At 74.9% G+C, this 25,686-nt stretch carries 26 protein-coding genes; 14 read left to right on the forward strand and 12 right to left on the reverse strand.

The genetic code is table 11. The features are described from left to right. Positions 1-12 precede the first annotated feature (12 nt). On the reverse strand, positions 13-1,023 hold the full coding sequence (locus tag CLV37_RS16470) for an ABC transporter substrate-binding protein (protein WP_106212343.1): 1,011 nt from the start codon (positions 1,021-1,023) through the stop codon (positions 13-15). 86 nt (positions 1,024-1,109) lie between these two features. On the opposite strand from CLV37_RS16470, the gene CLV37_RS16475 reads away from it, so the two are divergent. Further along, a complete protein-coding gene (locus CLV37_RS16475; protein ID WP_106212344.1) occupies positions 1,110-1,937 on the forward strand; it encodes a biotin--[acetyl-CoA-carboxylase] ligase in 828 nt (275 codons plus the stop codon). On the opposite strand, the gene CLV37_RS16480 is transcribed toward CLV37_RS16475, so the two are convergent. Continuing rightward, positions 1,878-2,462: a GtrA family protein gene (locus CLV37_RS16480; protein ID WP_106212346.1), complete on the reverse strand. Its 585-nt coding sequence runs from the start codon at positions 2,460-2,462 to the stop codon at positions 1,878-1,880. The two genes, CLV37_RS16475 and CLV37_RS16480, sit on opposite strands and share 60 nt — an antisense overlap. A 75-nt stretch (positions 2,463-2,537) precedes the next feature. Further along, complete coding sequence (locus tag CLV37_RS27695; RefSeq protein ID WP_170127310.1) at positions 2,538-2,675, reverse strand: hypothetical protein; 138 nt, start codon at positions 2,673-2,675, stop codon at positions 2,538-2,540. 156 nt (positions 2,676-2,831) lie between these two features. Between CLV37_RS27695 and CLV37_RS16485 the strand changes: the two genes are divergently transcribed. Both CLV37_RS16485 and purE read left to right on the forward strand, forming a co-directional pair. Further along, positions 2,832-4,073 carry a 5-(carboxyamino)imidazole ribonucleotide synthase gene (locus CLV37_RS16485; protein WP_106212598.1) on the forward strand — a complete coding sequence of 414 codons (1,242 nt, stop codon included), beginning with the start codon at positions 2,832-2,834 and terminating at the stop codon, positions 4,071-4,073. Between the two features lie 40 nt (positions 4,074-4,113). Continuing rightward, positions 4,114-4,632, forward strand: a complete 519-nt coding sequence (gene purE / locus CLV37_RS16490; protein ID WP_211298715.1) for a 5-(carboxyamino)imidazole ribonucleotide mutase — start codon at positions 4,114-4,116, stop codon at positions 4,630-4,632. A gap of 271 nt (positions 4,633-4,903) precedes the next feature. Here the strand turns inward: purE and CLV37_RS16495 are convergent, their stop codons facing one another. Further along, positions 4,904-5,365 carry a DIP1984 family protein gene (locus CLV37_RS16495; protein ID WP_106212348.1) on the reverse strand — a complete coding sequence of 154 codons (462 nt, stop codon included), beginning with the start codon at positions 5,363-5,365 and terminating at the stop codon, positions 4,904-4,906. Between the two features lie 90 nt (positions 5,366-5,455). Between CLV37_RS16495 and CLV37_RS16500 the strand changes: the two genes are divergently transcribed. Both CLV37_RS16500 and CLV37_RS16505 read left to right on the forward strand, forming a co-directional pair. Then, entirely contained in the window at positions 5,456-6,712 is a 1,257-nt protein-coding gene (locus tag CLV37_RS16500; protein WP_425433624.1) for an alpha/beta fold hydrolase, read from the forward strand. Between the two features lie 122 nt (positions 6,713-6,834). Further along, the gene (locus tag CLV37_RS16505) at positions 6,835-8,607 is read left to right on the forward strand and encodes a S8 family serine peptidase (protein WP_106212351.1); all 1,773 of its coding nucleotides are present in this window, start codon (positions 6,835-6,837) and stop codon (positions 8,605-8,607) included. Positions 8,608-8,672: 65 nt separating this feature from the next. Here the strand turns inward: CLV37_RS16505 and CLV37_RS16510 are convergent, their stop codons facing one another. Next, on the reverse strand, positions 8,673-9,914 hold the full coding sequence (locus CLV37_RS16510) for an LCP family protein (protein ID WP_106212353.1): 1,242 nt from the start codon (positions 9,912-9,914) through the stop codon (positions 8,673-8,675). 250 nt (positions 9,915-10,164) lie between these two features. Between CLV37_RS16510 and dprE2 the strand changes: the two genes are divergently transcribed. The 3 genes from dprE2 to CLV37_RS16525 are packed head-to-tail and all read left to right on the forward strand — an operon-like array spanning position 10,165 to position 13,048. Further along, a complete protein-coding gene (gene dprE2, locus CLV37_RS16515; protein WP_106212355.1) occupies positions 10,165-10,902 on the forward strand; it encodes a decaprenylphospho-beta-D-erythro-pentofuranosid-2-ulose 2-reductase in 738 nt (245 codons plus the stop codon). A gap of 44 nt (positions 10,903-10,946) precedes the next feature. Continuing rightward, on the forward strand, positions 10,947-11,738 hold the full coding sequence (locus tag CLV37_RS16520) for an SDR family NAD(P)-dependent oxidoreductase (RefSeq protein WP_106212602.1): 792 nt from the start codon (positions 10,947-10,949) through the stop codon (positions 11,736-11,738). An 11-nt stretch (positions 11,739-11,749) separates the two neighbouring features. Next, positions 11,750-13,048 carry an MFS transporter gene (locus CLV37_RS16525; RefSeq protein WP_106212357.1) on the forward strand — a complete coding sequence of 433 codons (1,299 nt, stop codon included), beginning with the start codon at positions 11,750-11,752 and terminating at the stop codon, positions 13,046-13,048. An 18-nt stretch (positions 13,049-13,066) separates the two neighbouring features. Here CLV37_RS16525 and CLV37_RS16530 read toward each other — a convergent pair whose 3' ends face one another. After that, the gene (locus tag CLV37_RS16530) at positions 13,067-13,453 is read right to left on the reverse strand and encodes a tautomerase family protein (RefSeq protein ID WP_106212359.1); all 387 of its coding nucleotides are present in this window, start codon (positions 13,451-13,453) and stop codon (positions 13,067-13,069) included. A gap of 41 nt (positions 13,454-13,494) precedes the next feature. After that, positions 13,495-14,085 carry a hypothetical protein gene (locus CLV37_RS16535; RefSeq protein ID WP_146149445.1) on the reverse strand — a complete coding sequence of 197 codons (591 nt, stop codon included), beginning with the start codon at positions 14,083-14,085 and terminating at the stop codon, positions 13,495-13,497. Positions 14,086-14,162: 77 nt separating this feature from the next. On the opposite strand from CLV37_RS16535, the gene CLV37_RS16540 reads away from it, so the two are divergent. Next, a complete protein-coding gene (locus CLV37_RS16540; protein WP_106212363.1) occupies positions 14,163-15,323 on the forward strand; it encodes a winged helix DNA-binding domain-containing protein in 1,161 nt (386 codons plus the stop codon). A 1-nt stretch (position 15,324) separates the two neighbouring features. On the opposite strand, the gene CLV37_RS16545 is transcribed toward CLV37_RS16540, so the two are convergent. Together CLV37_RS16545 and CLV37_RS16550 are read right to left on the reverse strand one after the other, a co-directional pair. Continuing rightward, positions 15,325-15,942, reverse strand: a complete 618-nt coding sequence (locus CLV37_RS16545) for an MBL fold metallo-hydrolase (RefSeq protein ID WP_106212365.1) — start codon at positions 15,940-15,942, stop codon at positions 15,325-15,327. A 23-nt stretch (positions 15,943-15,965) separates the two neighbouring features. Further along, on the reverse strand, positions 15,966-16,205 hold the full coding sequence (locus tag CLV37_RS16550) for a hypothetical protein (protein ID WP_106212367.1): 240 nt from the start codon (positions 16,203-16,205) through the stop codon (positions 15,966-15,968). Positions 16,206-16,390: 185 nt separating this feature from the next. Here CLV37_RS16550 and CLV37_RS16555 point away from each other — a divergent pair, with 185 nt between their 5' ends. The 4 genes from CLV37_RS16555 to CLV37_RS16570 all read left to right on the forward strand — a co-directional run bounded on the left by CLV37_RS16555 (position 16,391) and on the right by CLV37_RS16570 (position 20,776). Then, the gene (locus CLV37_RS16555; RefSeq protein ID WP_106212369.1) at positions 16,391-16,582 is read left to right on the forward strand and encodes a hypothetical protein; all 192 of its coding nucleotides are present in this window, start codon (positions 16,391-16,393) and stop codon (positions 16,580-16,582) included. A gap of 68 nt (positions 16,583-16,650) precedes the next feature. After that, positions 16,651-19,542: a helix-turn-helix transcriptional regulator gene (locus CLV37_RS16560; protein WP_170127311.1), complete on the forward strand. Its 2,892-nt coding sequence runs from the start codon at positions 16,651-16,653 to the stop codon at positions 19,540-19,542. Between the two features lie 29 nt (positions 19,543-19,571). Next, positions 19,572-20,036, forward strand: a complete 465-nt coding sequence (locus tag CLV37_RS16565) for a YbaK/EbsC family protein (protein ID WP_106212373.1) — start codon at positions 19,572-19,574, stop codon at positions 20,034-20,036. 59 nt (positions 20,037-20,095) lie between these two features. Then, positions 20,096-20,776 carry an NADPH-dependent F420 reductase gene (locus tag CLV37_RS16570; protein ID WP_106212375.1) on the forward strand — a complete coding sequence of 227 codons (681 nt, stop codon included), beginning with the start codon at positions 20,096-20,098 and terminating at the stop codon, positions 20,774-20,776. Between the two features lie 75 nt (positions 20,777-20,851). Here CLV37_RS16570 and CLV37_RS16575 read toward each other — a convergent pair whose 3' ends face one another. Then, a complete protein-coding gene (locus CLV37_RS16575) occupies positions 20,852-21,460 on the reverse strand; it encodes a TetR/AcrR family transcriptional regulator (RefSeq protein WP_170127312.1) in 609 nt (202 codons plus the stop codon). Positions 21,461-21,643: 183 nt separating this feature from the next. On the opposite strand from CLV37_RS16575, the gene CLV37_RS16580 reads away from it, so the two are divergent. Next, complete coding sequence (locus CLV37_RS16580; RefSeq protein WP_106212377.1) at positions 21,644-22,549, forward strand: dienelactone hydrolase family protein; 906 nt, start codon at positions 21,644-21,646, stop codon at positions 22,547-22,549. A 68-nt stretch (positions 22,550-22,617) separates the two neighbouring features. Here the strand turns inward: CLV37_RS16580 and argG are convergent, their stop codons facing one another. Next, positions 22,618-24,030 carry an argininosuccinate synthase gene (argG, locus tag CLV37_RS16585; protein ID WP_106212379.1) on the reverse strand — a complete coding sequence of 471 codons (1,413 nt, stop codon included), beginning with the start codon at positions 24,028-24,030 and terminating at the stop codon, positions 22,618-22,620. A 47-nt stretch (positions 24,031-24,077) separates the two neighbouring features. After that, positions 24,078-25,682 carry a Na+/H+ antiporter gene (locus tag CLV37_RS16590; RefSeq protein WP_106212382.1) on the reverse strand — a complete coding sequence of 535 codons (1,605 nt, stop codon included), beginning with the start codon at positions 25,680-25,682 and terminating at the stop codon, positions 24,078-24,080. Positions 25,683-25,686 lie beyond the last annotated feature (4 nt).

Here is a 25,686-nt window from a genome sequence, read left to right on the forward strand (position 1 = left end):
CGACCCTAGTGATCACGACCCCGCGGCGGGAGCCTTCTGCGCAGCCGACTCCAGCAGGGGCACGAGCCGGTCCAGCAGCCACGGCAGGCTGAGCACGGTCGCGGACGTGGCCGTCACGAGGGTCTCGTCGTCGAACCAGGCGACGGCGTCGGCAGCCACCGCGGGCATCGTGGCGAAGACGGGGTCGGCGCGCAGCTGGTCGCGGGTCAGCCCGCCGTACCCGACGAGCACGTCGGAGTCGAGGTCGCGCACGCGTTCCTTGGCGACCTCGGCGTAGAACGTCGCCTCCTGCGCGGCCAGCGCGGTGATGCCGGGGGCGTCGACGAGGCCCAGCTCGTGCATGACGTCGACGCGCGGGTCGCCGGGCAGGTACGCCGACAGGCCCTGCTGGGAGGCGTAGACGTAGCTGAACGTCCTGCCCCGCAGCGCGGGGGCCGCCTCGGCGCGGGCGGCGAGGTCGGCCTCGGTGGAGGCCACGAGCGCCTGCGCCTCGGCGGTCCTGCCGATCGCCTGCCCGACGAGCCTGACCTGGTCCTGCCAGGTCGTCAGCCACGGCTGGTCGGGGTAGCCGACCGTCGGGGCGATCTTCGACAGCGTCGCGTAGTCGTCGGCCGTGATGCCCGAGTAGACGGCGAGGACCAGGTCCGGGGCCAGGGCGGTGATCTGCTCGAACGGCAGCTCGCCGGACGTTGGGTTCGGTAGGAACGTCGTGGTCGCGGCGTCGAAGTGACCCTGCCACCAGGGCAGCGTCCCGTCGGGCAGGCCGCCGTAGGTCACCTCGGGGACGGCGACCGTCTGCCCGCCCAGGGCCCACAGCGCCTCCTGGGACCCCCAGCCGAGGCAGACGACGCGCTGCGGCGCGGCCCCGACCGTGGTGGTGCCGAGGGCGTGGGTGATCGTCGCCGGGAAGGCGCCGTCGGGGGTGGCGGCGGGTTCGGCCGTGGCCTGCTCGCCGGAGCCGCAGGCGGCGGCCAGGGCGAGGAGCGGGACGGTGGCCAGCAGGGCGCGACGCGTCGTGCGCACAGGGACTCCTGAGGTCGAGGGTAGGGAAGGCTCACCTCACCACAAGATCGTGCCGGGGCGAAATCCCGGCCTGCGAGGATCGGGGCGTGGACACCCCCGCCGACCCCGCCCGGCCCGGCTCGGACTGGACCGACCTCGACCGGCCACCGCTGCGGGCCACCGCCCTGCGCACCGCCCTCGTCGGCCCGCGGGGCTGGAGCCGCCTCGACGTCGTCACCAGCACCGGGTCCACCAACGTGGACCTGCTCGCCGACGAGGGCGCCCCGCACGGCGCCGTCCTCGTCGCCGACCACCAGGCCGCGGGGCGGGGACGCCTCGGGCGCACGTGGTCGGCACCGCCCCGGTCCTCCCTGGCCGTCTCCGTCCTGCTGCGGCCCGCGCAGCCCCCGGCCCGCTGGTCGCTGCTGCCGCTGGTGACGGGGATCGCGGTCGTCGACACGCTCGCCGCCCTGGGGGTGCAGGCCGGGCTGAAGTGGCCCAACGACGTCCTCGTCACCGGCCCGGACCGGCCGGGGAAGGTCTGCGGGATCCTCTGCGAGGCCCGGCCCGACCGCGTCGTGCTCGGAGCCGGGATCAACGTCTCGCTGCGCTCGGAGGAGCTGCCCGTCGACACCGCCACCTCGATCGCCCTCGCCGGGGCCCGGGCGCAGGACCGCGACACCGTCCTGCGCCGCTACCTGCGCGCGCTGGCGCTGCGGGTCCAGGCGTGGGAAGCGGGCCAGGACCCCCTGGACGCCTACCGCGGGGTGAGCTCCACGATCGGGGCGCAGGTCCGCGCCCAGCTGCCCGACGGCTCGTCGCTGGAGGGGACGGCGATCGACGTCGACGCCGACGGCCGCCTCGTCGTGCAGACCTCAGACGGTGCCCGGACGAGCCTGGCTGCGGCGGACGTCGTCCACCTGCGTCCCCGCTGACGGCTGCTCGGCGTGCGGGGGGTGGGGCTGCCACCCCTCCTCGCGCAGCTCGTCGACGAACACGAACCGGCGGTAGGCCCACCAGCGGAACAGCGTCCCGAGCGCGACGCCGACGACCTTGGCCGAGATGTTGGAGGCCAACGGCCCGCGCAGGTCCAGCACGTAGTACGTGAAGGCCAGGCAGACCAGCGAGATGAGCAGCCCGAAGCCGTTCATCACGAAGAACAGCAGGAGCTCGCGCGGGGCCGAGGCGCGGCGGCGGTGCCGGAACGTCCAGTAGCGGTTGCCCAGCCAGGCCACGACGATGCTCAGCAGCACCGAGATCACGTTGGCGGTCAGCGGTTTGCCGTGCAGGACGCCGACGCCGTCGGGGCCGGCGTAGCGCAGCAGGTTGAACACCCCGAAGTCGGTGACGAAGGCGACGGCGCCGACGATGCCGAACTTGGCGGCCTCGCGGGCCAGGACCTCGTAGGTGTCGCGCAGCCTGCGCACGAGACCTGCGCCGTCCCGTTCGTTCCCGCTCACTCGCGTCCCCTCGTCGTGACCTGTCGACCCTGCGGCCACGCAGTCTGACGGGTCATGCTGGGAACCGGCTCCACCTCAGCGTTCGAGCGGGGCGCGTGTCTCGGCCGGGGTGTTCGCCGGGGTCTTCGCCGACGAGCTGCGGGGGGTGAGGTGGTCCTCCATCTTCATCGCTCCGACGATCCCGATGACGACGAACGTGATGCAGACGATCACGGTGAACAACGAACTCCCCCTCCGTGGGTCCGCGCCGCGGGTGCCGGGCGCGTGGGACAAGCGTCGCGCACGTCGACGCAGCGGGCATCCCGGGGGTTCCATCGGCCGAACGGGTGAGGACCTGAGGGGGCCGCAGGGCCACTACCCTTGACGCACGTGAGCGCATCCCCGGTCGAGCAGCAGCGTCAGGACCCGGCTCCCTACGCCCGCCCCGGTGGGTTCCCCGTCGTCGGCGTCGTCGGCGGGGGGCAGCTCGCGCGGATGATGCAGCCGGCCGCCGTCGCCCTCGGGCTGCGGTTGCGGGTGCTCGCCGAGGGCCCGGACGTCGCTGCGGCGCAGGTCGTCACGCCCGCCCCGATCGGGGCGGCGGACGACCTCGACGCCCTCGTCGCCTTCGCCCGCGAGTGCGACGCCGTCACCTTCGACCACGAGCACGTCCCCGGCGAGGGGCTGCGGGCGATGGCCGAGCTGACCTCCGTGCAGCCGGGCGCCGACGCCCTCGTGCACGCCCAGGACAAGATCGTCATGCGCGAGAAGCTCACCGAGCTGGGGATCCCGTGCCCGCGCTGGGCCCGCGTCGCCGACCGCGCGGCCGTCGAGGCCTTCGGGTCCTGGCCCGTCGTGCTGAAGACCCCGCGCGGCGGCTACGACGGCAAGGGCGTCCTCGTCCTGTCCGGGCCGGACGACGAGGGGTGGGCGACGGCCGACGCGTGGCTGGCCGACTGGGCCGACCGCGGCGGCCTGCTCGCCGAGGAGCACGTGCCCTTCACCCGTGAGCTCGCCGCGCTCGTCGCGCGCAGCCCCTCGGGCCAGGCCGCGGCCTGGCCGGTCGTCGAGACCGTCCAGCGCGACGGCGTCTGCCACGAGGTGACCGCGCCCGCGCCGGACCTCGCCCCCGAGCTGGCCGCCACGCTGACCGACGTCGCGCTGCGGATCGCCGGTGGGCTCGGCGTCACCGGGGTGCTGGCCGTGGAGGTGTTCGAGGTCGAGCGCGACACCCCCGACGGGCCGGTCAAGGACGTCCTGGTCAACGAGCTCGCGATGCGCCCGCACAACTCCGGGCACTGGAGCATCGAGGGGTCCGTCACCAGCCAGTTCGAGAACCACCTGCGCGCCGTCCTGGACCTGCCGCTGGGCTCGACCGAACCCCGCGCGCCGTGGACGGTCATGGTGAACGTGCTGGGCCCGAAGGTCATCGAGGAACGGCACGAGGACCTGTACCGGTCCTACCTGCACGTCATGGCGCACGACCCGGGCGTCAAGGTGCACCTGTACGGCAAGGAGCAGCGGCCCGGCCGCAAGCTCGGGCACGTCACCGTCTACGGCGACGACCTGGACACCGTCCGCGCGCGTGCCCGGCACGCGGCGGCCTTCATCGCGGGGGAGATCGACGAGTGAGTGACGAGCGGCGCGCCGGCGCCTGGACGGAGGCGACCGCGTGAGCGTGCGCGTGGGGTTGGTCATGGGGTCGGACTCCGACTGGCCCGTCATGGAGGAGGCCGCCAAGGCGCTGGAGGAGTTCGGCGTCGGGTACGAGGCCGACGTCGTCTCGGCCCACCGGATGCCGCAGGACATGATCGCCTGGGGTGCGGCCGCGGCCGGGCGCGGGCTGCAGGTGGTCGTCGCCGGTGCCGGCGGCGCCGCGCACCTGCCGGGGATGCTCGCCAGCGTCACCCCGCTGCCCGTCATCGGCGTGCCCGTCCCGCTGCGCCACCTCGACGGCATGGACTCGCTGCTGTCCATCGTGCAGATGCCCGCGGGCGTGCCCGTCGCGACCGTCTCGATCGGCGGCGCCCGCAACGCCGGTCTGCTGGCCGTGCGGATCCTGGCCGCCGCCGACGCGGACCTGCGCGCGCGGATGGTGCAGTTCCAGGACTCCCTGCGCCAGACCGCGTACGACAAGGGCTCGGCGCTCCGGGCCCGGACGCGGCGCGGGGGCGTCGGGTTCGGCGCCTGACCTCTCCCGAGGCCCGGACGCGCGCAGGCCCCCACCCCTTCCGGGGTGGGGGCCTGCGCCGTTGCGACGGGGTCCCCTGACCCACCCTCACCGGACGGACCGACACACGGTGGTGCGCTGTGCCGGGTGCACCGTGAGCGGTGCGTGGTGCGGGGCTGCTCGGTGCGCGGAGACTCGAACTCCAGGCTGCCCTCCACCCCCAGCGGGTGGCCGTGTTCACCGCCGGCCACTGCGGTGCGTGTCCGCTCCCGTCCGGTTACCGACTGCCCGTCTACCGCTCCAGCAGGTCGTGCGTCCAGTTGGCCTGCTGGATCCTGCCCTCCAGCTCCCGCAGGTCCCGGGCGACCTCGTCGGCCTGCCGGCGCAGGCCGGCGACGGGCAGCGCGCTGACCTGCCGCAGCTCGCTGCGCAGCTGGCGCATCCCGTGCCCCGAGGCCGCGTCGGCGGCCGAGGTCAGCAGGCCGTGCCGCAGGCGCAGGACGTCGCGGGCCGCGAGCGCCTCGGTCATGGTCGTGCCCCCGCCCACGTCGACCGTCGAGTTCGTGCGGTTGATGCGGGCGATGAGCACGCCGAGCCGGTCGAGGACGTGCCCGGCCTCGACGAGCAGGGCGGCGGCATCCTCGGCCGGCTCGTCGCCCTCCTGGTGGCGGGCGTTGGCGCTGACGCGCGCCCGCAGCTGCTCGACGCGCCGTTGGGCGTCGGCGCGTTCGGTCAGGGCCTCGGCGATCTTCACGTCCCCGACGGTAGGCGGGGAGCGGGGCGGGCGTCGACCGCCTTCCCCGGGCCTGTGGACGACGAGGGCACCGGTAGCGTCGGCGCCGTGCTGACGACCGAGTCCTTCCGCATCGACGGTCACGACGTGCACGAGCACGTCGTGACCGCGCCCCTGGACCACGCGGGGGTCGTCCCGGGCACGGTCGAGGTGTTCGCCCGCGAGTACGTCCGCGACGGGCAGCGGGACGCTCCGCGGCTGGTGTTCTTCCAGGGCGGCCCCGGCAACCCGGCGAACCGGCCCGACGTGATCGGCGGCTGGCTGGACCGGGCGCTGGAGGAGTTCCGCGTCGTGCTGCTCGACCAGCGGGGCACGGGACGCTCCACGCCCCTGGACCGGCAGAGCCTGACCGGCACCCCGGCCGAGCAGGCCCGGTACCTGCGGCACTTCCGCGCCGACGCGATCGTCGCCGACGCCGAGCTCCTGCGCGCCGCCCTCGGCGGGGACACCTGGGCCGCCCTGGGGCAGAGCTACGGCGGGTTCTGCCTCACGACGTACCTGTCGCAGGCGCCGCAGGGGCTGCGGGAGGTGTTCGTCACGGCGGGCCTGCCGGGGATCGCGACCACGGCCGACGACGTGTACCGCGCCACGTACGCGCAGACGGCCGTGCGCAACGCGGAGTTCTTCGCCCGCTACCCCCGCGACCTGGTGACGGCGCAGCGCGTCGCGGACCACCTGGAGAGCACCGAGGAGTTCCTGCCGACGGGGGAGCGGCTGTCGGGCCGGCGGTTCCGCACGCTCGGGATCGCGCTGGGGCAGGTGTCGGGGTTCGACGCCCTGCACTTCGCGCTGGAGGACCCGTTCACGGCCGGCGGGCGGCTGCGCGAACGGTTCCTGCTGGAGGTGGGCCGCCGGCTCTCCTTCGCCCCGCACCCGTTGTACGCGCTCGTCCACGAGAGCATCTACGCCCAGGACGCGGCGACGAACTGGTCCGCGGAGCGGGTCAGGGGCGAGTTCGCCGAGTTCGCCCTGGACGCGCCGACGTTCCGGTTCACGGGGGAGCACGTGTACCCGTGGCAGTTCGACGAGGACCCCGCGCTGGTGCCGCTGCGGGAGGCGGCGCACCTGCTCGCGGCCGACGCGTCGCTGCCGCCGCTGTACGACGCGGACGTCCTGGCGCGCACCACCGTGCCGGTGGCGGCGGCCGTGTACGTCGACGACATGTTCGTCCCGTACGCGTTCTCGCAGGCCACGGCGCGCGCGATCCGGGGGGCGCGCACGTTCGTGACGAACGAGTACCAGCACGACGGGCTGCGGATGGACGGGCGCCGGCTGCTCGACGTGCTGTTCGCCCTGGCCCGGCGCTGACCAGTTCTCGGGGCAACTACCGTGCGATCTGCCGACAGTCAAGCCTTGTCTGTGAGCAATCTGTGCACCATGCTCGGCCCGGATCGTCCACCCCCGGACGCTCCACCGAAGCAGGAGGCCACGTGCGCAAGATCGTCCTCTCGGCCGCGATGAGCACCGCGCTCCTCGCGACGACCCTCGCGGTGACGCAGTCCGCCAGCGCAGGCACCGACACCACCCAGGTCGGGCAGAACCCCCGCAGCACCCGGTCGGCCGCGACGTCGGGGACGTCCGCGACGCAGCGGTTCGTCGTCCTCTACGTCGCCGGCACCTCCGACGCGAACGCCCGGGCCGCCATCACCGCCGCCGGCGGCACCGTGCTGTCCAGCAACGCCGAGGTCGGCTACGCCCTCGTGGAGAGTTCCGCGGCCGACTTCGCCGCGAAGGCCGACGCCGCCGTCGGCCTCGTCGGCGCCGCCGCCGACCGCAGCATCGGCAAGGCCCCCGCCGACGCCGTCTCCAGCGCCGACGCGATTGAGAAGCTGACCGCCGCCGAACGCGCCACCCTGGCCGGGCGGTCCACGCTGAAGTCGCCGGCGCGCTCCTCGCGCGAGGAACCGCTGGCCTCGTTGCAGTGGGACATGAAGGCCATCGGGGCCACCGCGAGCGGCTCCTACAAGACCGAACCCGGCAGCAAGAAGGTGACCGTCGGCATCATCGACACCGGCGTCGACGGCACCCACCCCGACATCGCCCCGAACTTCGACGCCAAGAACAGCCGGAACTTCGTCACCGACCTGCCCGACATCGACGGGCCCTGCGAGGTCGCCTCCTGCGTCGACCCCGTGGACGTCGACGACGACGGTCACGGCACCCACGTCGCCAGCACCATCGGCTCCCCGGTCAACGGCCTCGGCATCGCCGGTGTCGCCCCGGGCGTCAACCTCGTCAGCCTGCGCGCCGGCCAGGACTCCGGGTACTTCTTCCTGCAGCCGACGCTGGACGCGCTGACGTTCGCGGCCGACTCCGGCGTCGACGTCGTCAACATGAGCTTCTACGTCGACCCGTGGCTCTACAACTGCCAGGCCAACCCGGCCGACTCGCCCGCCGAGCAGCAGCAGCAGCGCGTCATCGTCGCCGCCGTCCAGCGCGCGATCGACTACGCCCGCAGCAAGGGCGTCCTGCCGATCTCGGCCAGCGGCAACGAGGCCACCGACCTCGGGGCTCCCGGCGTCGACTCCACCAGCCCCGACTACCCGGTCGACGCCGACGGCAACCCCACCGAGGCGCGCGACCGCACCATCGACAACGCCACCTGCCTCAACGTCCCCGCCGAGAACGACGGCGTGGTGACGGTGAACTCGACCGGCCCGTCCGGCCGCAAGGCGTACTACTCCAACTACGGGACCGAGCAGTCCGACGTCTCGGCCCCCGGCGGCGACGCGTACGACACCCCGAACGGGCGCACCTCCCCGAAGGGCATGATCCTCGCGGCCTACCCGGCGAACGTCGCGAAGGCCGAGGGCACGATCGACGAGAAGGGCGAGCCGAACACGCCGTTCGTGCTGCGCGAGAAGACCAAGGACGGCAAGGACGCGTACTACCAGTACCTGCAGGGCACCTCGATGGCCGCCCCGCACGCGGCCGGGGTCGCGGCCCTGATCGTCAGCCGCTACGGCAAGCCCGACAAGGCGCACCCGGGCACGCTGACCCTGGACCCGAAGCTCACCCAGGCCATCCTGCTCGGGACCGCCACGGACACCCCGTGCCCGGTGCCGGCGGAGTTCACCTACCGGCGCGTCTCGGCCACCGCCGGCGAGGTCGTCTCGACGGCCACCTGTGCCGGGACCCTCGACGACAACGGGTTCTACGGGGAGGGCATCGTCAACGCCCTCTCCGCCGTCACCGAGTTCTGAGCGTCACCGCGCTCTGAGCACCACCCGGACCCCCGTGGCCGAGGAACCTCCTCGGCCACGGGGGTTCACGACGTCAGCGACCGCAGCGCCGCGGTGTCGTCCGCCTTCAGGTCCTCGAACATCGTCAGCGCCCGCTCCGTGTCCCACTTCACCGCGATGCCGTGGGGGGTCCGCAGGTTCGGGTCCGAGACGGGGACCGTCATCGAGACGCCGTCCGCCCCCGTCGCCGCGCGCATCCCGCGCAGGAAGGCCACCAGTTCGGTGAGCGACGAACCGTCGTCGACGGTCACGGCGTTCCCGCCCGCCGACGCCAGCGGGAAGGCCGTGAAGGGGTTCAGCAGCGTGGCCGGGCTCGCGGCCTTCGAGGTGATCGCGCCGAGCAGTTCCCGCTGGCGCTGCACGCGGCCGAAGTCGCCGTTCACGTCGGTGTAGCGGTACCGGGCGTACCCGAGGGCCGTCTTGCCGTCCATCGTCTGGCACCCGGCCTGGATGTCCAACCCCGCCCGCACGTCGTCGACGGCCTTCTCCGGGCACATCTCCACCCCGCCGACCGCGTTCACGATCTGGGCGAAACCCCCGAAACCCGTCTCGACGTAGTGGTCGATCCGCAGACCGCTGACGTCCTCGACCGTCTGCATGAGCAGCGGCGCACCACCGATGGAGAACGCCGCGTTGATCTTGTTCTTGTCGTGCCCGGGGATCGGCACGTACGAGTCGCGCGGGACGCTGATGAGCGCCGCCGGGCCCCCGCCGTCGGGGACGTGCAGCAGCATGATCGTGTCGGTGCGCTGCCCGGAGATGTCGTTGCCACCGGCGGAGTACTCGGCGATCTCCTCCGGGGTCAGCCCGTCGCGCGAGTCGCTGCCGACGATGAGGTACGTCGTGCCCGGGGTGGCCGCGGGCCGCGCGCCCGTCGGGGCGGCGGCGATCTGGTGCACCGACGACCAGCCCCGCCAAGCCAGCGTCGCCGGGTAGAGCACGGCGAGGACGACGAGGACCGCGACGACGGCCAGCACCCGGCGGCGGCGGACGTTCGGGCGGCGCCGGCGGGCGGGGGCGGGCAGGGGACGGGAGGCGGGGCGGGCGGCGTCCTCGTCCGGCAGGTCGTGGGGCTCGCGCCCGGCCGGCTCCTGCGCCACGGGCCGGCGCAGTTCGGCGAGCCGCTGCTCGCGTCCCGGCGCCTGGGCCGCGGGCCGGGCGGGCCGGGCCGGGCGCCGGTTCGGCCGCCCGTACGTCGTCGAGTGCCAGCGCTGAGCGTCGTCCCCCGGCGCTCCGGGGTCGTGCGGCTCGGGCGGTTCGGCGGGCATTGCCCCACCGTACGGCCGGTGCACGCGCGCACCCGGCCCCCACACGGGGAATGCACACTTTCCGCCCGCCCGCACCCGCTCCGGCCCGTCCCCGCCGCCGCCCCGCCCGCCCGAAGCACACCTCGAGCCCCTGGCGGGCCCGTTCGAGGGCTCGAGGTGTGCTTTGCGCGGGGAGGACGGCGGCGGGGAGACTGGGCGCCGCGACCCGGCACGAGGCCGTCGCGATCGCCCGGAAGGCAGGTCGGACCTGATGCCGAACCCCGTGCTGCTGCTCGGCGGCCGCAGCGAGATCGGGCTCGAGGTGGCCGAGCGCCTCGTCCGGGCCGGCGCGCGCACCGTCGTGCTCGCCGCCCGCCGCGCGTCCGACCTGGGCGCCGAGACCACCCGGCTGACGGCCCTGGGCGCCGAGGTCGAGGCCGTCGAGTTCGACGCCGACGACGTCGCCGCCCACGAGGAGGTCCTCACCGGCCTCGTCGCCCGGCACGGGGCGTTGGACGCCGTCGTCGCGTTCGGGGTCCTCGGCGACCAGGCCCGCGCCGAGCGCGACGTCGCCCACGCCCTCGCCGTCGTCCACACCGACTTCGTCGCCCAGGTCAGCGTCCTGTCGCACCTGGCGAACCTGCTGCGGCCGCTGCGGGCCGGCCGGATCGTCGTGTTCTCCTCCATCGCCGGGGCCCGGGTCCGGCGGGCGAACTACGTCTACGGCTCCGCCAAGGCCGGTCTGGACGGTTTCGCCTCCGGCCTGGCCGACGCCCTGCACGGCAGCGGCGTCCGGTTGCTGCTGGCCCGCCCGGGTTTCGTCGTCGGGCGCATGACCGAGGGGATGTCCCCGGCGCCGCTGTCCAGCACCCCCGCGCAGGTCGCCGACGCCGTCGTCGCCGCCCTCGACACCGGCCGCGGCGAGGTCTGGGTCCCCGGCCCGCTGCGCGCCCTGGCCGCCGCGATGACCGTCACCCCGCGCGCGGTGTGGCGGCGCGCGCCCCGCTGAACTCCACCGCGCGGAGCGCCGCAGCCGTGCCTAGCGTGCTGCCCATGGATCTCGAACTCGCGGGACGCACCGCTCTCGTCACCGGCGCCGACTCGGGGATCGGCTGGCACACAGCACGTCTGCTGCTGCAGGAGGGGGCCCGCGTCGCGATCACCGACGTGGACCCCGACCGGCTCGACGCCGCCGCCGCGAAACTCCCCGGGGACGTGCTCGCCGTCGCCGCCGACCTCACCGACCCCGCCGCCGTCGACCGCCTGCACCGCGAGGTCGTCGCCGGCCTCGGCGCTCCCGACGTCCTCGTGCACGCCGCCGGCGTCACCGGCGCGCAGGGGCTGTTCCACGAGATCGACGAGGACGGGTGGCGCTCCACCCTGGAGACCGACTTCTTCGCCGCCGTCCGCGTCGTGCGGACCTTCCTCGACGGCATGCGCGGCACCGGGTGGGGTCGCATCGTCCTGCTCGCCTCCGAGGACGCCGTCCAGCCCTACACCGACGAACTGCCCTACTGCGCCGCCAAGGCCGCCGTCCTCAGCCTCGTCAAGGGGCTGTCCAAGACGTACGGCGGCGAGGGGATCCTCGTGAACGCCGTCTCGCCCGCCTTCATCGCCACGCCCATGACCGACGCCATGATGCAGAAGCGGGCCGACGAGCTGGGCGTCGGCGTGGAGGAGGCCATCAGCAGCTTCCTCGACGAGGAGCGGCCGTTCATGGAGCTGAAGCGACGGGGTGAGGCCGAGGAGGTCGCCGCCGTCATCGCCTTCCTCGTCTCCGAGCGCGCCAGCTTCGTCAACGGCAGCAACTACCGCGTCGACTCGGGGTCGGTCGCCACGATCTAGGCTCCGCAGGTGTGAGCACGGTTTCCGAACGCCTCGACGCGCTGCCCTTCACCCCCCGGCACCGGCGGCTGCTCGTCGGTTCCGGCGTCGGCTGGGCCCTGGACGCGCTCGACGTCGGTCTGGTCGCCTACGTCCTCGTCGCGCTGCGCACCCAGTGGGACCTGAGCGAGGGGCAGTTGTCCTGGATCGCCTCGGTCGGGTTCGCGGGCATGGCGGTCGGGGCGAGCCTCGGGGGGCTGCTCGCCGACCGCGTCGGCCGCCGGCAGGTCTTCGCGCTCACGCTGCTCGTCTACGGCCTGGCCACCGGCGCCGCGGCGCTGTCGTGGTCCCTGGGGGCGCTGCTGGTGTTCCGGTTCCTCGTCGGCCTCGGGCTCGGCGCCGAACTGCCCGTGGCGTCCACGCTGGTCAGCGAGTTCGCACCCCGGCGCATCCGTGGGCGCGTCGTCGTCGTCCTGGAGGCGTTCTGGGCGGTGGGGTGGACCGTCGCGGCCCTCGTGGGGTTCCTGCTCGTGCCCACCTCCGACGACGGGTGGCGCTGGGCGCTGGCGATCGGGGCGCTGCCCGCCGTGTACGCGATCGTCGTCCGCCGGGGGCTGCCGGAGTCGGTGCGGTTCCTGCTGTCGAAGGGGCGCACGGCCGAGGCGACGCGGGTCGTGCGCGAGTTCGAGGCGTCCGCGGGGATGACCACGGCCCGGGAGCTGGTCCCGGACCCCGCGCCCGCGGCCGGCCGGGGGATCTGGGCGGCGGGGCTGCGGTCGCGGACCGCGGGGTTGTGGCTCGTGTGGTTCTTCGTGAACTTCAGCTACTACGGGGCGTTCACGTGGATCCCCAGCCTGCTCGTGAAGGACGGGTTCTCCCTCGTCCGGTCCCTGGAGTTCACCCTCGTCATCACCTTGGCGCAGCTGCCCGGGTACGCCCTGGCCGCGGTCCTCGTCGAGGCGTGGGGACGCCGGCGCACCCTGTCGACGTTCCTGGTCGGCTCGGCGCTGGCGGCCCTGGCCTACTCGGCGGCGGGCTCGGAGGCGACGATCCTGGCGGCCGGGATGGCGCTGTCGTTCTTCAACCTCGGGGCGTGGGGCGCGCTGTACGCCGTGACGCCGGAGGTGTACCCGACCCCGGTGCGGGGCCGCGGCGCCGGCGCCGCCGCCGGGTTCGGCCGCCTCGCCTCGATCCTGGCGCCGCTGGCGGTGCCGTTCCTGTCGTCCTCGGGCGGCACGGGGCTGGTGTTCGTGGTGTTCGGGGTGGCGTTCGCCGTGGCGGCCTCGGCGAGCTTCCTGCTGCCGGAGCGCCGGGGAGCGGCTCTCGACTAGCGGTCGACTAGCGGTCGACTAGCGGTCGACGCGGTAGCTCAGCTCCAGCTCGTCGCCCGGCAGCCCCCGGATGCCCCAGTCGTGCCGGGGCGTCTCGAGGATCACGACCTCGAGGTCGACGGGGGAGATGCCCAGCGTCTGCACGTCGGCGAACAGCCTGCGGTAGAACGCCTTCTTCGTCGCCACGCTCCGGCCCTCGAACATGACGACCTCGACGACCGTGTAGCGCTCGGTGCGGCCGTCGGGGGTCGGGAAGTCCTCGGCGTCCATCGGGAAGAAGCGGTGGAACCGCTTCGCCTCCGGCAGGCCGAGCACCTCGACCGCGGCGCGGTGCAGCACGTCGGACAGGTCGGCGCGGATCGGGCGCAGGTGCTCCGCGCGGCCGTGGACCTTGAACTGCGCCACCGTCTCCTCCTGCTGTGCCGTCGGTCCGCCCGGGCGGGCGGTCAGGTCCTGCTCGCGCCCAGGCTCGCGGCGGCCTCGGCCTCCAGGGCGGCGAGGTCGACGAGCAGGCTCGCCGCCCCGTACAACCGGTCGCTGAGGGCGTCCATCCCGGGCGACAGCAGCGTGAGGTCCCCGCGCTCGGCGAGGTCGGCGAAGATGCCGTCGTTGCTGACGACCACGAACTCGACCGGGTCGGGGACCTTGCGGGCCGCCGCCAGCAGCGCCAGGTCGGCGACGTCGGCGCCGTCGGGGACGGCCTGGGCGCGGGAGGCGAACTCCTCCAGCCACGGCTGCGAGCGCGCCACCGCCCCGACCTGGCCGGCCAGCGCCACCCGGTCGGCCTGCCGGGCGAGGTCGAGGACGACGGACAACCGGGCGCGCAGCCGCGACGGGCCCGCCCGCAGGTTGTCGAGGTCGACCAGGAGCACGCGGGTCGCGCCCTCACCGGCCCAGACGGGGTACCCCCGCACGAGCTCGCGCAGGGCGTCGCTCAGCGGGTCCGGACCCGGGCGGACGATCTCCGGGGCGGGGACGTCGGCGAGGTCGAACCACTCGTAGTCGGCGTACTCTCCCGGTGCGCCGCCCAGTCCCATGCGCACCAGGGTCCCACTGCCCCCTCCGCCACCGCGCCTCAGGGCGGCGTGTCGGAGGTGGCTGACACGATGAGCCGGTGCGCCACGTGAGCGACGACGAACGCCGGGCCCGCCTCGCCGTCCGGCACGCGCTGGCCTCGGGGGTGGCCTCCCCCGAGGAGGCGACGCGGGCGGTGACCGTCCTGCACGCCACCGAACCCGCGACCGTCCACCTGTCCTGCTGGGCGCGGGTGCCCGGGCTGGCCGTCGCCGACGTCGAGCGCGCGCTGTACGCCGACCGCACGCTCGTGAAGCAGCTCGCCATGCGGCGCACGCTGTTCGTCGTCCCGCGCGACCTGCTGCCGGCCGTCCTGCCGAGCGCGTCGGCGCGGGTGGCCGCGACCGAGCGCGCGGCCGTCGTCAAGGACGTCGTGACGGCCGGGCTGGCCGTCGACGGGAACGCGTGGCTGGACGCCGGGCGGGCGCAGGTGATCGACCTTCTCGGACGCCACCCCGCGGGCCTGCCGGCGCAGGCGGTCCGCGAGGCCGTCCCGGCCATCGACGTCAAGGTGTCCGTCCGGCCGGGGTCGCAGTGGTCGGCCTCACGGGTCCTGACCCACCTCGGCCTGACGGGGGACGTGGTGCGGGGCGCGAACTCCGGGCACTGGCGGGTGTCGCGGCCGGCGTGGACGCTGACGCGGGACTGGATCGACCCGCCGGTGCCGTGGAGCGCGGCCGACGGGTACCGGGAGGTCGTGCGGCGCTGGCTGTGGAGCTTCGGGCCGGGCACCGAGGACGACCTGGTGTGGTGGCTGGGGGCGACGAAGGGCGTCGTGCGCACCGCGCTGGCCGGGCTGGGGGCCGTCGCGGTCCGCCTCGACGACGGCTCCACCGGGTGGCTGCTGCCCGAGGACGAGGAGGTGGTCGCCGACCCCGGCCCGTGGGTGGCGCTGCTGCCCGTCCTGGACCCGACGGTCATGGGCTGGAAGGAGCGCGGGTTCCACCTCGGCCCGCACCGGGAGCGGCTCTTCGACCGCAACGGCAACGCGGGCACGACGGTGTGGGTGGACGGCCGGGTCGTCGGCTGCTGGGTGCAGGACGCCGCCGGCGTCGTCCACCTGCGGCTGCTGGAGCGGGTGGGCGCGCGGGCGCGCCGGGCCCTGAGCGCCGAGGCCGAGCGGCTCACGGCGTGGCTGGGCGGGGTGAAGGTGGGGACGGTCTACTCCTCGCCGGCGATGAAGGACCCCGTCGTCTGCTAGGTCACCAGCCGCGGGCGCGCCACTCGGCGAGGTGGGGGCGTTCGGCGCCGATCGTCGTGGGTGCGCCGTGCCCGGGGTGCACGACGGTGTCGTCGGCCAGGACGTCGAACAGGCGGACGCTCACGTCGTCGAGCAGCGACGTGAAGCGCTCGGGGTCGCCGTTCGTGTTCCCGACGCCGCCGGGGAACAGCGAGTCGCCCGTGAAGACGTGGTCGGGTCCGTCGGGGTCGCGCAGCAGCAGGGCCACCGAGCCGGGGGTGTGCCCGCGCAGGTGGACGACCTCCAGCAGGACGTCCCCGACGCGGACGACGTCACCGTGCTCGAGCCGGTCCTGGACGGGCAGGGGGAGGTCGTCGGCGTCGGCGGTCCCCGCGGCGGTGCGCGCACCGGTCGCCTCGACGACGGCGGCGAGCGCCCCCACGTGGTCGTGGTGGCGGTGGGTGGTGACGACGAGGTCGAGGGTGCCGTCGACGAGCGCGAGGAGCGTGTCCGGTTCGGCGGCGGCGTCGACGAGGAGCCTGCGGCCGGTGCTGCGGCACCGCACGACGTACGCGACGTTGTCCGTCGGGCCGACGTGCGCTTCGTCGAGGATCGCCGTGGTCGTCGTCGTGGAGGCCATGGCGAGACGGTACAGAAGGGGCCTCAGCGCGACCGGGCGGCGTCCGTGGTGGCCGGTTCGCGCAGGTCGACGACCGCGGGGCGGGCGGCGGGCGGGTGCTCGTGCACGCGGCGGGCCAGGGCGACGGCGAACCCCATGGTGCACAGGCCGTAGAAGACGGCGCGGGCCGCTTCGCCCTGGGCGGCGAAGCCGCCGAGCAGCGCCAGGCACCCCAGGGCACCGATGAGGTGCACGAGGTCGATGAAGGAACGCCAGACACCCACCCGTCGATGGTGGCCCCGGACCGGGCCTCGGGCACGACGTGGGGCGGAAGTCCACCGCCCCGGTCCACGCGTCTTCACGTTGGGTCGCACCTTACGAACTGTAGGTAACTAAGGCGCCCGCCGCCCGCCGGGACGACGTGATCTGCCGACGTCCGGGCCGGGGCCTCAGCCGCAGGGTCGGTCCCGTGAACACCTACGGGATGGACTGGGAACTGCACGAGGGCCTCGCCCTGCGCGTCGAGGAGGCCGTGGCCGCCGCCGAACGGGACCGGCTGGTCCGCGAACTGCGCGCCGCCCGCCGGGCCCGGCGCACCGGGCGAGCACGCTGGTGGCCCCGGAACCGGCTGCTGCGCAAGGAGATCGCGGTCGGCCGCTGAGGGCCCGGACGGCGAGCGCCCGGCGATCGGTCGGCGTGCTGTCGGTCCCCGGTGCCACGATGGCGCACGTGCCCGTCCTGCCTCCCGCCGTCCCCGGGCCGCCCCCGGCCCTGGTGGGTCGCGCGGTCGAGCTCGACGCCCTCGAGGCCGCGCTCGCCACGGCGCGCGCCGGCACCTCGGTGGGCGTCCTCGTCGAGGCCGACGCCGGGGTGGGCAAGTCGCGGCTCGTCGCCGAACTGGCCGCCCACGCCCGCGAGGCCGGTGACACCGTCCTGCTCGGGCACTGCGCCTCGGCCGGCGGGGAGACGCTGCCGTACCTGCCGTTCGTCGAGGCCCTCGAACCGCTGCGCGAGCAGGGGCGCTCCCCGTCGTTCTGGGCGGCGCCGGGCGAGACCGCCGCCGACGTGTCCCAGGTGCAGCTCTTCGACGCGGTCGCCAACGCGCTGACCGGGGCCGCCCGCGAACGCCCCGTCCTGCTCGTCGTCGAGGACCTGCACTGGGCCGACGGGGCCAGCCGGGACCTGCTGACGTTCCTGCTGCGCCGGCTGCGCTCCGAGCGGCTGCTCGTCGTGGCGACCGTCCGCACCGACGACCTGCACCGCCGGCACCCGTTGCGGCCCGTGCTGGCCGAGCTCGGGCGCCTGCCCGGCGTCCGGCGCGTCGTGCTCGACCCGTTCACGACGGAGGAGACCGCCCAGTTCCTGCGCGACCTCGCCGGCGGGGAGGTGCCGTCCGCCGTGGTGCGCCGCATCCACGCCCGCGCCGAGGGCAACGCCTACTACTGCGCCGAGCTCCTGCTGGCCGGGGCCGGCACGGGCGGGCGGCTGCCCAGCGGGCTGGCCGACGTCGTGCTCGCCCGGCTCGAGGCCCTGCCCGGCCCGGTCTCCGAGCTCGTGCGCACCGCCGCCGTCGGGGGGCGCCGCGTGCGGCACGACCTCCTGAGCGCGGTCGCCGGCCTGCCCGCGGAGGACCTCGAACGGCGCGTGCGCGACGCCATCGCCCTGCGCGTCCTCGAACCCGACGGCGAGGAGGGCTACGCGTTCCGGCACGCCCTGCTGCACGAGGCCGTCTACGGCGACCTGCTGCCGGGCGAGCGCGTGCGGCTGCACGCCGCCTACGCCGACGCCATCGCCGCCGGTGGCCGGGCGTCGGCCGCGCAGCTCGCGCACCACGCCCGGCAGAGCAACGACCTGCCCCGCGCCCTGGAGGCGGGGATCGCCGCGGCCGAGGAGGCCGGACGGCTGCGGGCCCCCGTGCAGGCCTGGCGCCACCTCGAGGAGGTCCTGCCCCTGTGGGGCGCGGTGCCCGACGCCGCCGAGCGCACCGGCACGACGCTGCTGGCCCTGACCCTGCGGGCCTCGCTGCTGGCCTCCGCGGCGGGGGAGCCCGCGCGCTCGGCGCTCATCGCGCTGGACGCCGTGACGCTGCTGCCGCCCACCGCGAGCCCGGCCGTCGCGGCGGAGGTCCACGCGCAGTGCGCCTCGGCGCTGTGGGCCTGCGACCGCGCGCAGGAGGCCATCGAGCACGCCCGGCGCGCCCAGGACGCCGGCGCGGACGACCCGGACGCCTGGTCGGCGGTGTTCTGGGCGACGGCCGTGGCCGCCCGCTGCTACCTGGGCCTGGACCGCTTCGCCGAGGCCCGCGCCGAGGCCCACCGCGCGCTGGAGGCGATCGGGGACCGGGACTTCGCCGGGGGCGAGGCGGACGTGCTCATCACCCTGGCGGGTCTGGACAACCTCGACGGCCGGCTCGCCGACGCCGACGCCCTCTTCGCCCGCGCCGCCGCCGCGGCCGAGGCCGGCGGCCACCTCGGGACGGCCCTGCGGGCCCGGTACAACCTCGCCGCCGACCGCTACGACCGCGGTGACCTCGCCGGCGCCCGCGAGGTCCTCGACGCGTCGTGCGCGTGGGCCGCGCAGGTGGGGCTGTCCTGGTCGCCGTACGGCCTGCAGCTGATCGCCCTGCAGGTCACGACGAGCTTCGTCACGGGGGACTTCGACCGGGCCCTGGCCCAGGCCCGGGCCGTCGGACCGCAGGCCCCGCCCCTGGTCGCCTCCGCGGTCGGCGTCGTCGTCGCCGAGGTGCTCGCGGCCCGCGGGGCCTTCGAGGAGGCCGACGCCGTCCTGCAGCCCGAGTGGTTCGACGACGTCGAGGACGGCCTGCCGGCCGCCGCGGCCCACGCGGAGGCGTTGCGCTGGAAGGGAGAACCGGCCGCCGCGGCCGACGTCCTGGTCGGCGCGCTGTTCAGCTACGAGGGCAACGAGCACCCCAAGCACCTCCTCGGGATCCGGCTGGGGGCCCTGGCCGTCGGGGCCCTGGCCGACGCCGGGTCCGACGGCCCCGACGACGAGGCCCTCGTGCGGCGGGTCGAGGAGCGGGTCGCCGACCTGGTGCGGACCGGCCAGCCCCGCGCGGGGACCCTGGGCCCCGAGGGGCGGGCGTGGGCGGCGACGCTGCGGGCCGAGGCCGCGCGGTGGCGCCGCGCACCCGCCGCCGACCAGGTCGCCGCGTGGCGCGAGGTCGTGGAGGAGTTCTCCTACGGCGACGTCCACGACCTGGCCCGCGCCCGGTGGCGGCTGGCCGAGGCGAGCTTCGCGGCCGGGCTGCGCGAGGAGGCGGTGCTCCTGCTCGACGAGGCCCGCCGGACGGCGTCGCGGCTGCGGGCCGTCCCCCTGGCCGCGGCCCTGGAGGACCTGGCCCGACGGGTGCGGGCGCGGTCCACCCCGGGCCGCGGTCCGCTGACCTCCCGGGAGCTGCAGGTGCTCGACCTGGTGGCCGCCGGGCGCACCAACAAGCAGGTGGGGGAGGCGCTGTTCATGGCCGAGAAGACCGCCAGCGTGCACGTCTCGCGGATCTTCGCCAAGCTCGGGGCATCGTCTCGCGCCGAAGCGGTCTCGATCGGGTTGCGCAGCGGGCTCCTCACCGCCTCCCCGACCGGTCGGGACCACGACGGCGGCTGACGGCCACCCGCCCGACCCGAGGAGTCCCGGTGCACCGCAACGCAGTCGTCGTCGCCCAGGCGTTGCGCGAGGCCGGGGTGCGGGGCGAGGTCGTCGAGCTGACGAACTCGGCCCGCACCGCCGCCCAGGCCGCCGCCGTCCTCGGCTGCCCCGTCGGGGCCGTCGCCAACAGCCTCGTGTTCCTCGCCGACGGCGAACCGGTGCTGGTGCTGACCAGCGGCGGGCACCGCGTCGACGTCGCCGCCACCGCGGCCGCCCTCGGCGCCGGCGACCTCACCCGGCCCAAGGCCCCGGCCGTGCGCGCCGCCACGGGCCAGCCCATCGGGGGCGTGTCCCCGGTCGGGCACCCCCGTCGGCTGCGGACCCTCATCGACGTCGACCTGCTGCGCCACGACGTCGTGTGGGCCGCGGCCGGGACCCCGCACACGGTCTTCCCGACGACGTTCGCCGAGCTCGTGCGGATCTGCGACGCCGAGCCCGCCCGGGTGGCCTGAGCGGGTCCGTCCCGCTCGGGTACCGGAATGCCCTCCGCGCCGGGTGCCTTGCAGCAGGCATGAGCATCATCGGAATCATCGGCAGCGGAAACATCGGCAGCGTCGTCGCCCGCCTGGCCGTGGACGCCGGTCACGACGTCGTCATCGCCAACTCCCGCGGCCCGGAATCGCTGGCCGGGCTCGTGGGCGAGCTGGGTCCCAAGGCCCGTGCGGCGACGACCGCCGAAGCCGCCGCGGCGGGCGACCTCGTGGTGGTGACGATCCCGCTGGGTCGCGTCCCGGACCTGCCCGCCGGGCTGCTGGACGGCAAGGTCGTCGTCGACACCTGCAACTACTACCCCGAGCGCGACGGCGACATCGCCGTCCTGGACAGCCACGAGCTGACCACCAGCGGGTTCGTGCAGCGCCACTTCGCCGGCGCGCGCGTCGTCAAGGCGTTCAACAACATCTTCGCGCAGAACCTCGGGGAGCTGCAGCGTCCCGCGGGGGCCCCGGACCGCACGACCCTGACGATCGCCGGGGACGACGAGGAGGCGAAGCGCACGGTCACCGGGTTCCTCGACGCGATCGGCTACGACACCTTCGACACCGGCGGCCTGGCCGACAGCTGGCGCTTCCAGCGCGACCAGCCCGCCTACGCCGGGGTCTACACCGAGAGCGGGGACCCCGCCGAGCCGCGGCGGCGCACCCGCGAGGAGCTGGCGGCCCGCCTCGGGGAGGCGGACCGCTCCATCCGCTGAGCACCCGCGTCCCACCCGCGTCCCCCCGGACGGCCGGCACCGGCCCGTCCGGGGGGACGCGCGGTTCCGGGGTCGTCAGGAGCGGCGCGGGTACGCCGTCTCCAGGCCGCGCACGAACAGCTCGAACGCGGCGTCGACGCGGTCGGTGTCGCCGGTGACGAGGCGGTCCAGCAGCAGCCCGCGCATGGTCGACAGGACGAGGGTGCCGAGCGAGCGGGCCGTGGCGGGGTCGGCGCCCGCGGCGGCGAACCCGGCGGCGATCAGGTCGGTGCGCTCGCGCACCGACCGGCTCACCGTCGCGGCCAGTCCCTCGTCGTAGAGCGCCTGACCGGTGACGGCCAGGAACAGCCGGACGTGGCGCCGGCCCGGTTCGGCGGTGGCGTGGCGCCACAGCGCCCGCAGCGGGCCGTCGGGGTCGCCTTCGTGCAGGCCGGGGGCGCTGAAGGCGCGGGTCAGGACGCGCTCGACGATCTCGGCGAGCAGGTCCTCGCGGGTGCCGAAGTGGTGCAGCAGGGCGGCGTGGCTCACCCCGACGCCCTCGGCGACGCGGCGCAGCGAGGCCTGGGCCAGCCCCTCGGCGACGACGTGCTCGGTGGCCGCCTGCAGCAGCTCCTCGCGGCGGTGCCGGTAGCGCAGCCGGCGGCCGTCCTCGCGCGGGGGGACGGCGTCGGCGGGGGCTGGCACGGGGGAAGGGTAGTCGCGGCGGGGTCGCCGGGCGGCGCGCCGGAATTGCTTGACCACGTGGTGAGGCAAAGTTAGCGTGAGCCCGGCCCGCCCGGCGGAGGTGCTCGGGGTCACGACGTCGCGGCCCCGACCGCTCGTCCGCGCGGGCCCGCACCCCCGTCGGTCCCCGAGAGAGGAACCCCGATGCCGCGCTCCACCCCCACCAGTGACCGCACCCCGCGCCGCGGGACCCGCCGCCTGCGCGCCTCGCTGGCCGCGACCACGTTCGCCCTGACCCTGCCGCTGCTCGCCGCCCAGCCCGCGCAGGCCGCCAACCCCTACGAGCGCGGCCCGGCGCCCACGACGGCCAGCGTCCAGGCCACCCGCGGCTCGTTCGCCACGGCGCAGACCACCGTCTCCGGCTTCTCGGTGCGGGGTTTCGGCGGCGGCACGATCTACTACCCGACCTCCACGACGGCCGGCACGTTCGGCGGGGTCGTCATCGCCCCCGGCTACACGGCCACCCAGTCCAGCATCGCCTGGCTGGGGCCGCGGCTGGCGTCGCAGGGTTTCGTGGTGTTCACCATCGACACCCTGAGCCGCTACGACCAGCCCGCCACCCGCGGCGACGAACTGCTCGCAGCGGCCGACTACCTCACCGGCAGCAGCACCGTCCGCAGCCGGGTCGACGCGCGCCGCGTCGCGGTGGTGGGCCACTCGATGGGTGGCGGCGGAACCCTGGAGGCCGCCAAGGACCGGCCGTCCCTGCGGGCGGCGATCGGTCTGACCCCGTGGAACCTCGACAAGACGTGGCCGGAGATCACGACCCCGACGCTCGTCGTCGGCGCGCAGGACGACACCGTCGCGCCGGTGACGTCGCACTCCGAGCCGTTCTACCAGTCGCTGCCCTCGACGACGGACAAGGCGTACCTGGAACTGCGCGGCGCGAGCCACTTCGCCCCGAACTCGCCGAACACCACCATCGCCTCGTACAGCATCTCCTGGCTCAAGCGGTTCGTGGACGACGACACCCGGTACAGCCAGTTCCTGTGCCCGGCCCCGTCGGTGAGCACCGCCATCAGCGAGTACCGCAGCAACTGCCCGTACTGATCCGGCCGGTACGACGACGGCCCGGCGGGAACCCCCGCCGGGCCGTCGTCCTGCTGCGTCGAGCAGGGTCAGTCGGTGCCGGACTCCATGGCCGCGGCGTCGAGCAGTTCGTCCTGGCTGCTCTCGCCGCGCGAGGCGATCGCCTCGGCCCCACCGGATTCCAGGGCGCCGATGAGGCTGACCTGGGAACTGCCGACCATGCCCAGACCGGCGTACTGCTCCAGCTTGGCGCGCGAGTCGGCGATGTCGAGGTTGCGCATGGTCAGCTGGCCGATGCGGTCGACGGGGCCGAAGGCGGAGTCCTCGGTGCGTTCCATCGACAGCTTGTCCGGGTGGTAGCTGAACGCCGGGCCCTGCGTGTCGAGGATCGAGTAGTCCTCCCCGCGGCGCAGGCGCAGGGTGACGGTGCCGGTGACGGCGTTGCCGACCCAGCGCTGCAGGGACTCGCGCAGCATGAGCGACTGCGGGTCCAGCCAGCGGCCCTCGTACATGAGCCGGCCCAGGCGCCGGCCCTCGTTGTGGTAGCTGGCGACGGTGTCCTCGTTGTGGATGGCGTTGACGAGGCGTTCGTAGGCGGCGTGCAGCAGCGCCATGCCGGGGGCCTCGTAGATGCCGCGGGACTTGGCCTCGATGATGCGGTTCTCGATCTGGTCGGACATGCCCAGGCCGTGCCGGCCGCCGACGGCGTTGGCCTCCAGGACGAGGTCGACGGCGTTCTCGAAGGTCCGGCCGTTGATCGAGACGGGCCGGCCCTGCTCGAAGCCGACCGTCACGTCCTCGGGGGCGATCTCGACGGCGGGGTCCCAGAACCGCACGCCCATGATGGGTTCGACGAGTTCGACGCCGACGTCGAGGTGCTCCAGGCGCTTGGCCTCGTGGGTGGCGCCCCAGATGTTCGCGTCGGTCGAGTAGGCCTTCTCGGTGCTCGCCCGGTAGGGCAGGTCGCGCGCCTGCAGCCACTCCGACATCTCGGTGCGCCCGCCGAGCTCGGTGACGAACTCGGCGTCCAGCCACGGCTTGTAGATGCGCAGCGCGGGGTTGGCGAGCAGGCCGTAGCGGTAGAACCGCTCGATGTCGTTGCCCTTGTAGGTCGACCCGTCGCCCCAGATCTGCACGTCGTCCTCGAGCATGGCGCGCACCAGCAGGGTGCCGGTGACGGCGCGGCCCAGGGGCGTGGTGTTGAAGTAGCTGCGCCCGCCGGAGCGGATGTGGAACGCGCCGCAGGTCAGGGCGGCCAGGCCCTCCTCGACGAGCGCGGAGCGGCAGTCGACGAGCCGCGCGAGCTCGGCGCCGTAGGCCGACGCGCGGCCCGGGACGGAGTCGATGTCCGGTTCGTCGTACTGGCCGATGTCCGCGGTGTAGGTGCACGGCACCGCGCCCTTCTCGCGCATCCAGGCGACGGCGACGGAGGTGTCGAGGCCGCCGGAGAAGGCGATGCCGACGCGTTCGCCGGCGGGCAGGGAGGTGAGCACCTTGGACATGCGGAACAGTATGCACACCCCTGCATGAGCATGCAAAGTTGTCCGGGTCAATCCACGGCCGGCTCCTCCCGGCGCTGCGGCGCGTGCAGGTAGCGGCCGCCGTCGCGCACGACCGGAGCCTCGTCCTCGGCCAGCAGCTGCATCTCGGTGCGGTCGAACCGCTCCTGCAGCCGCCACATCTGGGAGTCCTCCAGCAGGCCCTGCGCCACCAGGTCCGCCAGCGCCTGCCGCTTGAGCACGAGCAGCTCCAGCCGCAACGCCCGGATGCTCCCGGGATCGTGGTGCGCGGCGACCGGGGTGCCGTCGGTGACGTGGTCGCGCAGCGCCTGCACCGTCTCGGCGGCGACCCCCAGCCGCACGGCGGCGCCGTCCAGGCCGGAGTTCGCGACCTCGCTCAACCGGGCGTAGGCACGTTCGAAGGCGTTCTCCTCCTCGGCCGCGTCCAGGGCGGGGATGCGCGCCCAGCGGATCACGGCGGGCAGCGTCGCGCCCTGCACGAGCAGGGTGAACCCGATGACGACGAACGTCAGGACCAGCACGTCCTCGCGGCCGCTGACCGACAACGGGATGGACAGCGCCGCCGCCAGGGAGATCGCCCCGCGCATCCCCGACCACGACGAGACGACCCGCGTGCGCCAGCCGACCCGCAGGGCCCGTTGCGCGGGCCGCCGGTCCAGGGCGCGCACGACGTGCGGGGTCACGAGCATCCACAGCAGGCGCGTCCCGAGCGTCACCAGCGCCAGCAGGACTCCCTCGCCGACCAGGCGCAGCGCCTCCGAGCCCCCGCCGGCCTCGGTGAACAGCGCCCGGGCCTCCAGGCCCACGAGCACGAACAACCCGCCGTTGACGAGCCAGGTCGTGATCTCCCAGAAGGCCCCGACCTGCAGCCGGCCGCGCGCGCCGACCAGCCGCCGGGTCTGGCGGCTGACCCCCAGCGCGCACACGACGACGGCCACGACCCCCGAGGCGTGGACGGCCTCGGCCAGCACCGACGCCGCGAAGGGCTCGACGACCGAGACCGCGCCGAGCACGAGCGGGTCCTGGACCCGGCGCAGCACGATGAGCGCCAGCCACGCCACGACGACCCCGACGGCGATGCCGCCGGCGTACGACCAGGCCAGGTCCCCGACGGCCGACAGGGCCGTGACGCGTTCGCCGGCCGCGGCCGCGACGGCGATGGCCAGCAGCACCAGCGCGGTCCCGTCGTTGACCAGGCTCTCCCCGCGCAGCATCGTCATGATCCGCGGGGGCAGGGCCCGGCCGTAGGCGGCGACGGCCGAGGCGTCGGTGGGGGCCAGGACCGCGCCCAGCACCCAGGCCGTCGCCCACGGCAGCCCCAGCGCGTGGCCGATGACGGCGATGACCGCGGCGGTCGCGATGACCAGCGGCACCGCGGCCAGGAAGATCGCCCGGCGGTAGCGCCAGGCGTGCTGCACCGACGTCGTGTAGGCCTCCCAGTGCAGGATCACCGGCAGCAGGACGAGCAGCACGAGGTCGGGTTCGACGACGACCTCGCCGGAGGCGGGGACGACGGCGAGCAGGCAGCCGAGCAGGAACAGGACGGTCGGCGGGGGCAGTCGCACCGTGCGGGACAGCGCCGGGGCGAGGGCGACGAGCCCCACGATGACGACGAGCAGAGCGTTGGTCTCCACGGGC

Origin of the sequence: Kineococcus rhizosphaerae, from assembly GCF_003002055.1 — a bacterium.
GTDB lineage: Bacteria > Actinomycetota > Actinomycetes > Actinomycetales > Kineococcaceae > Kineococcus > Kineococcus rhizosphaerae.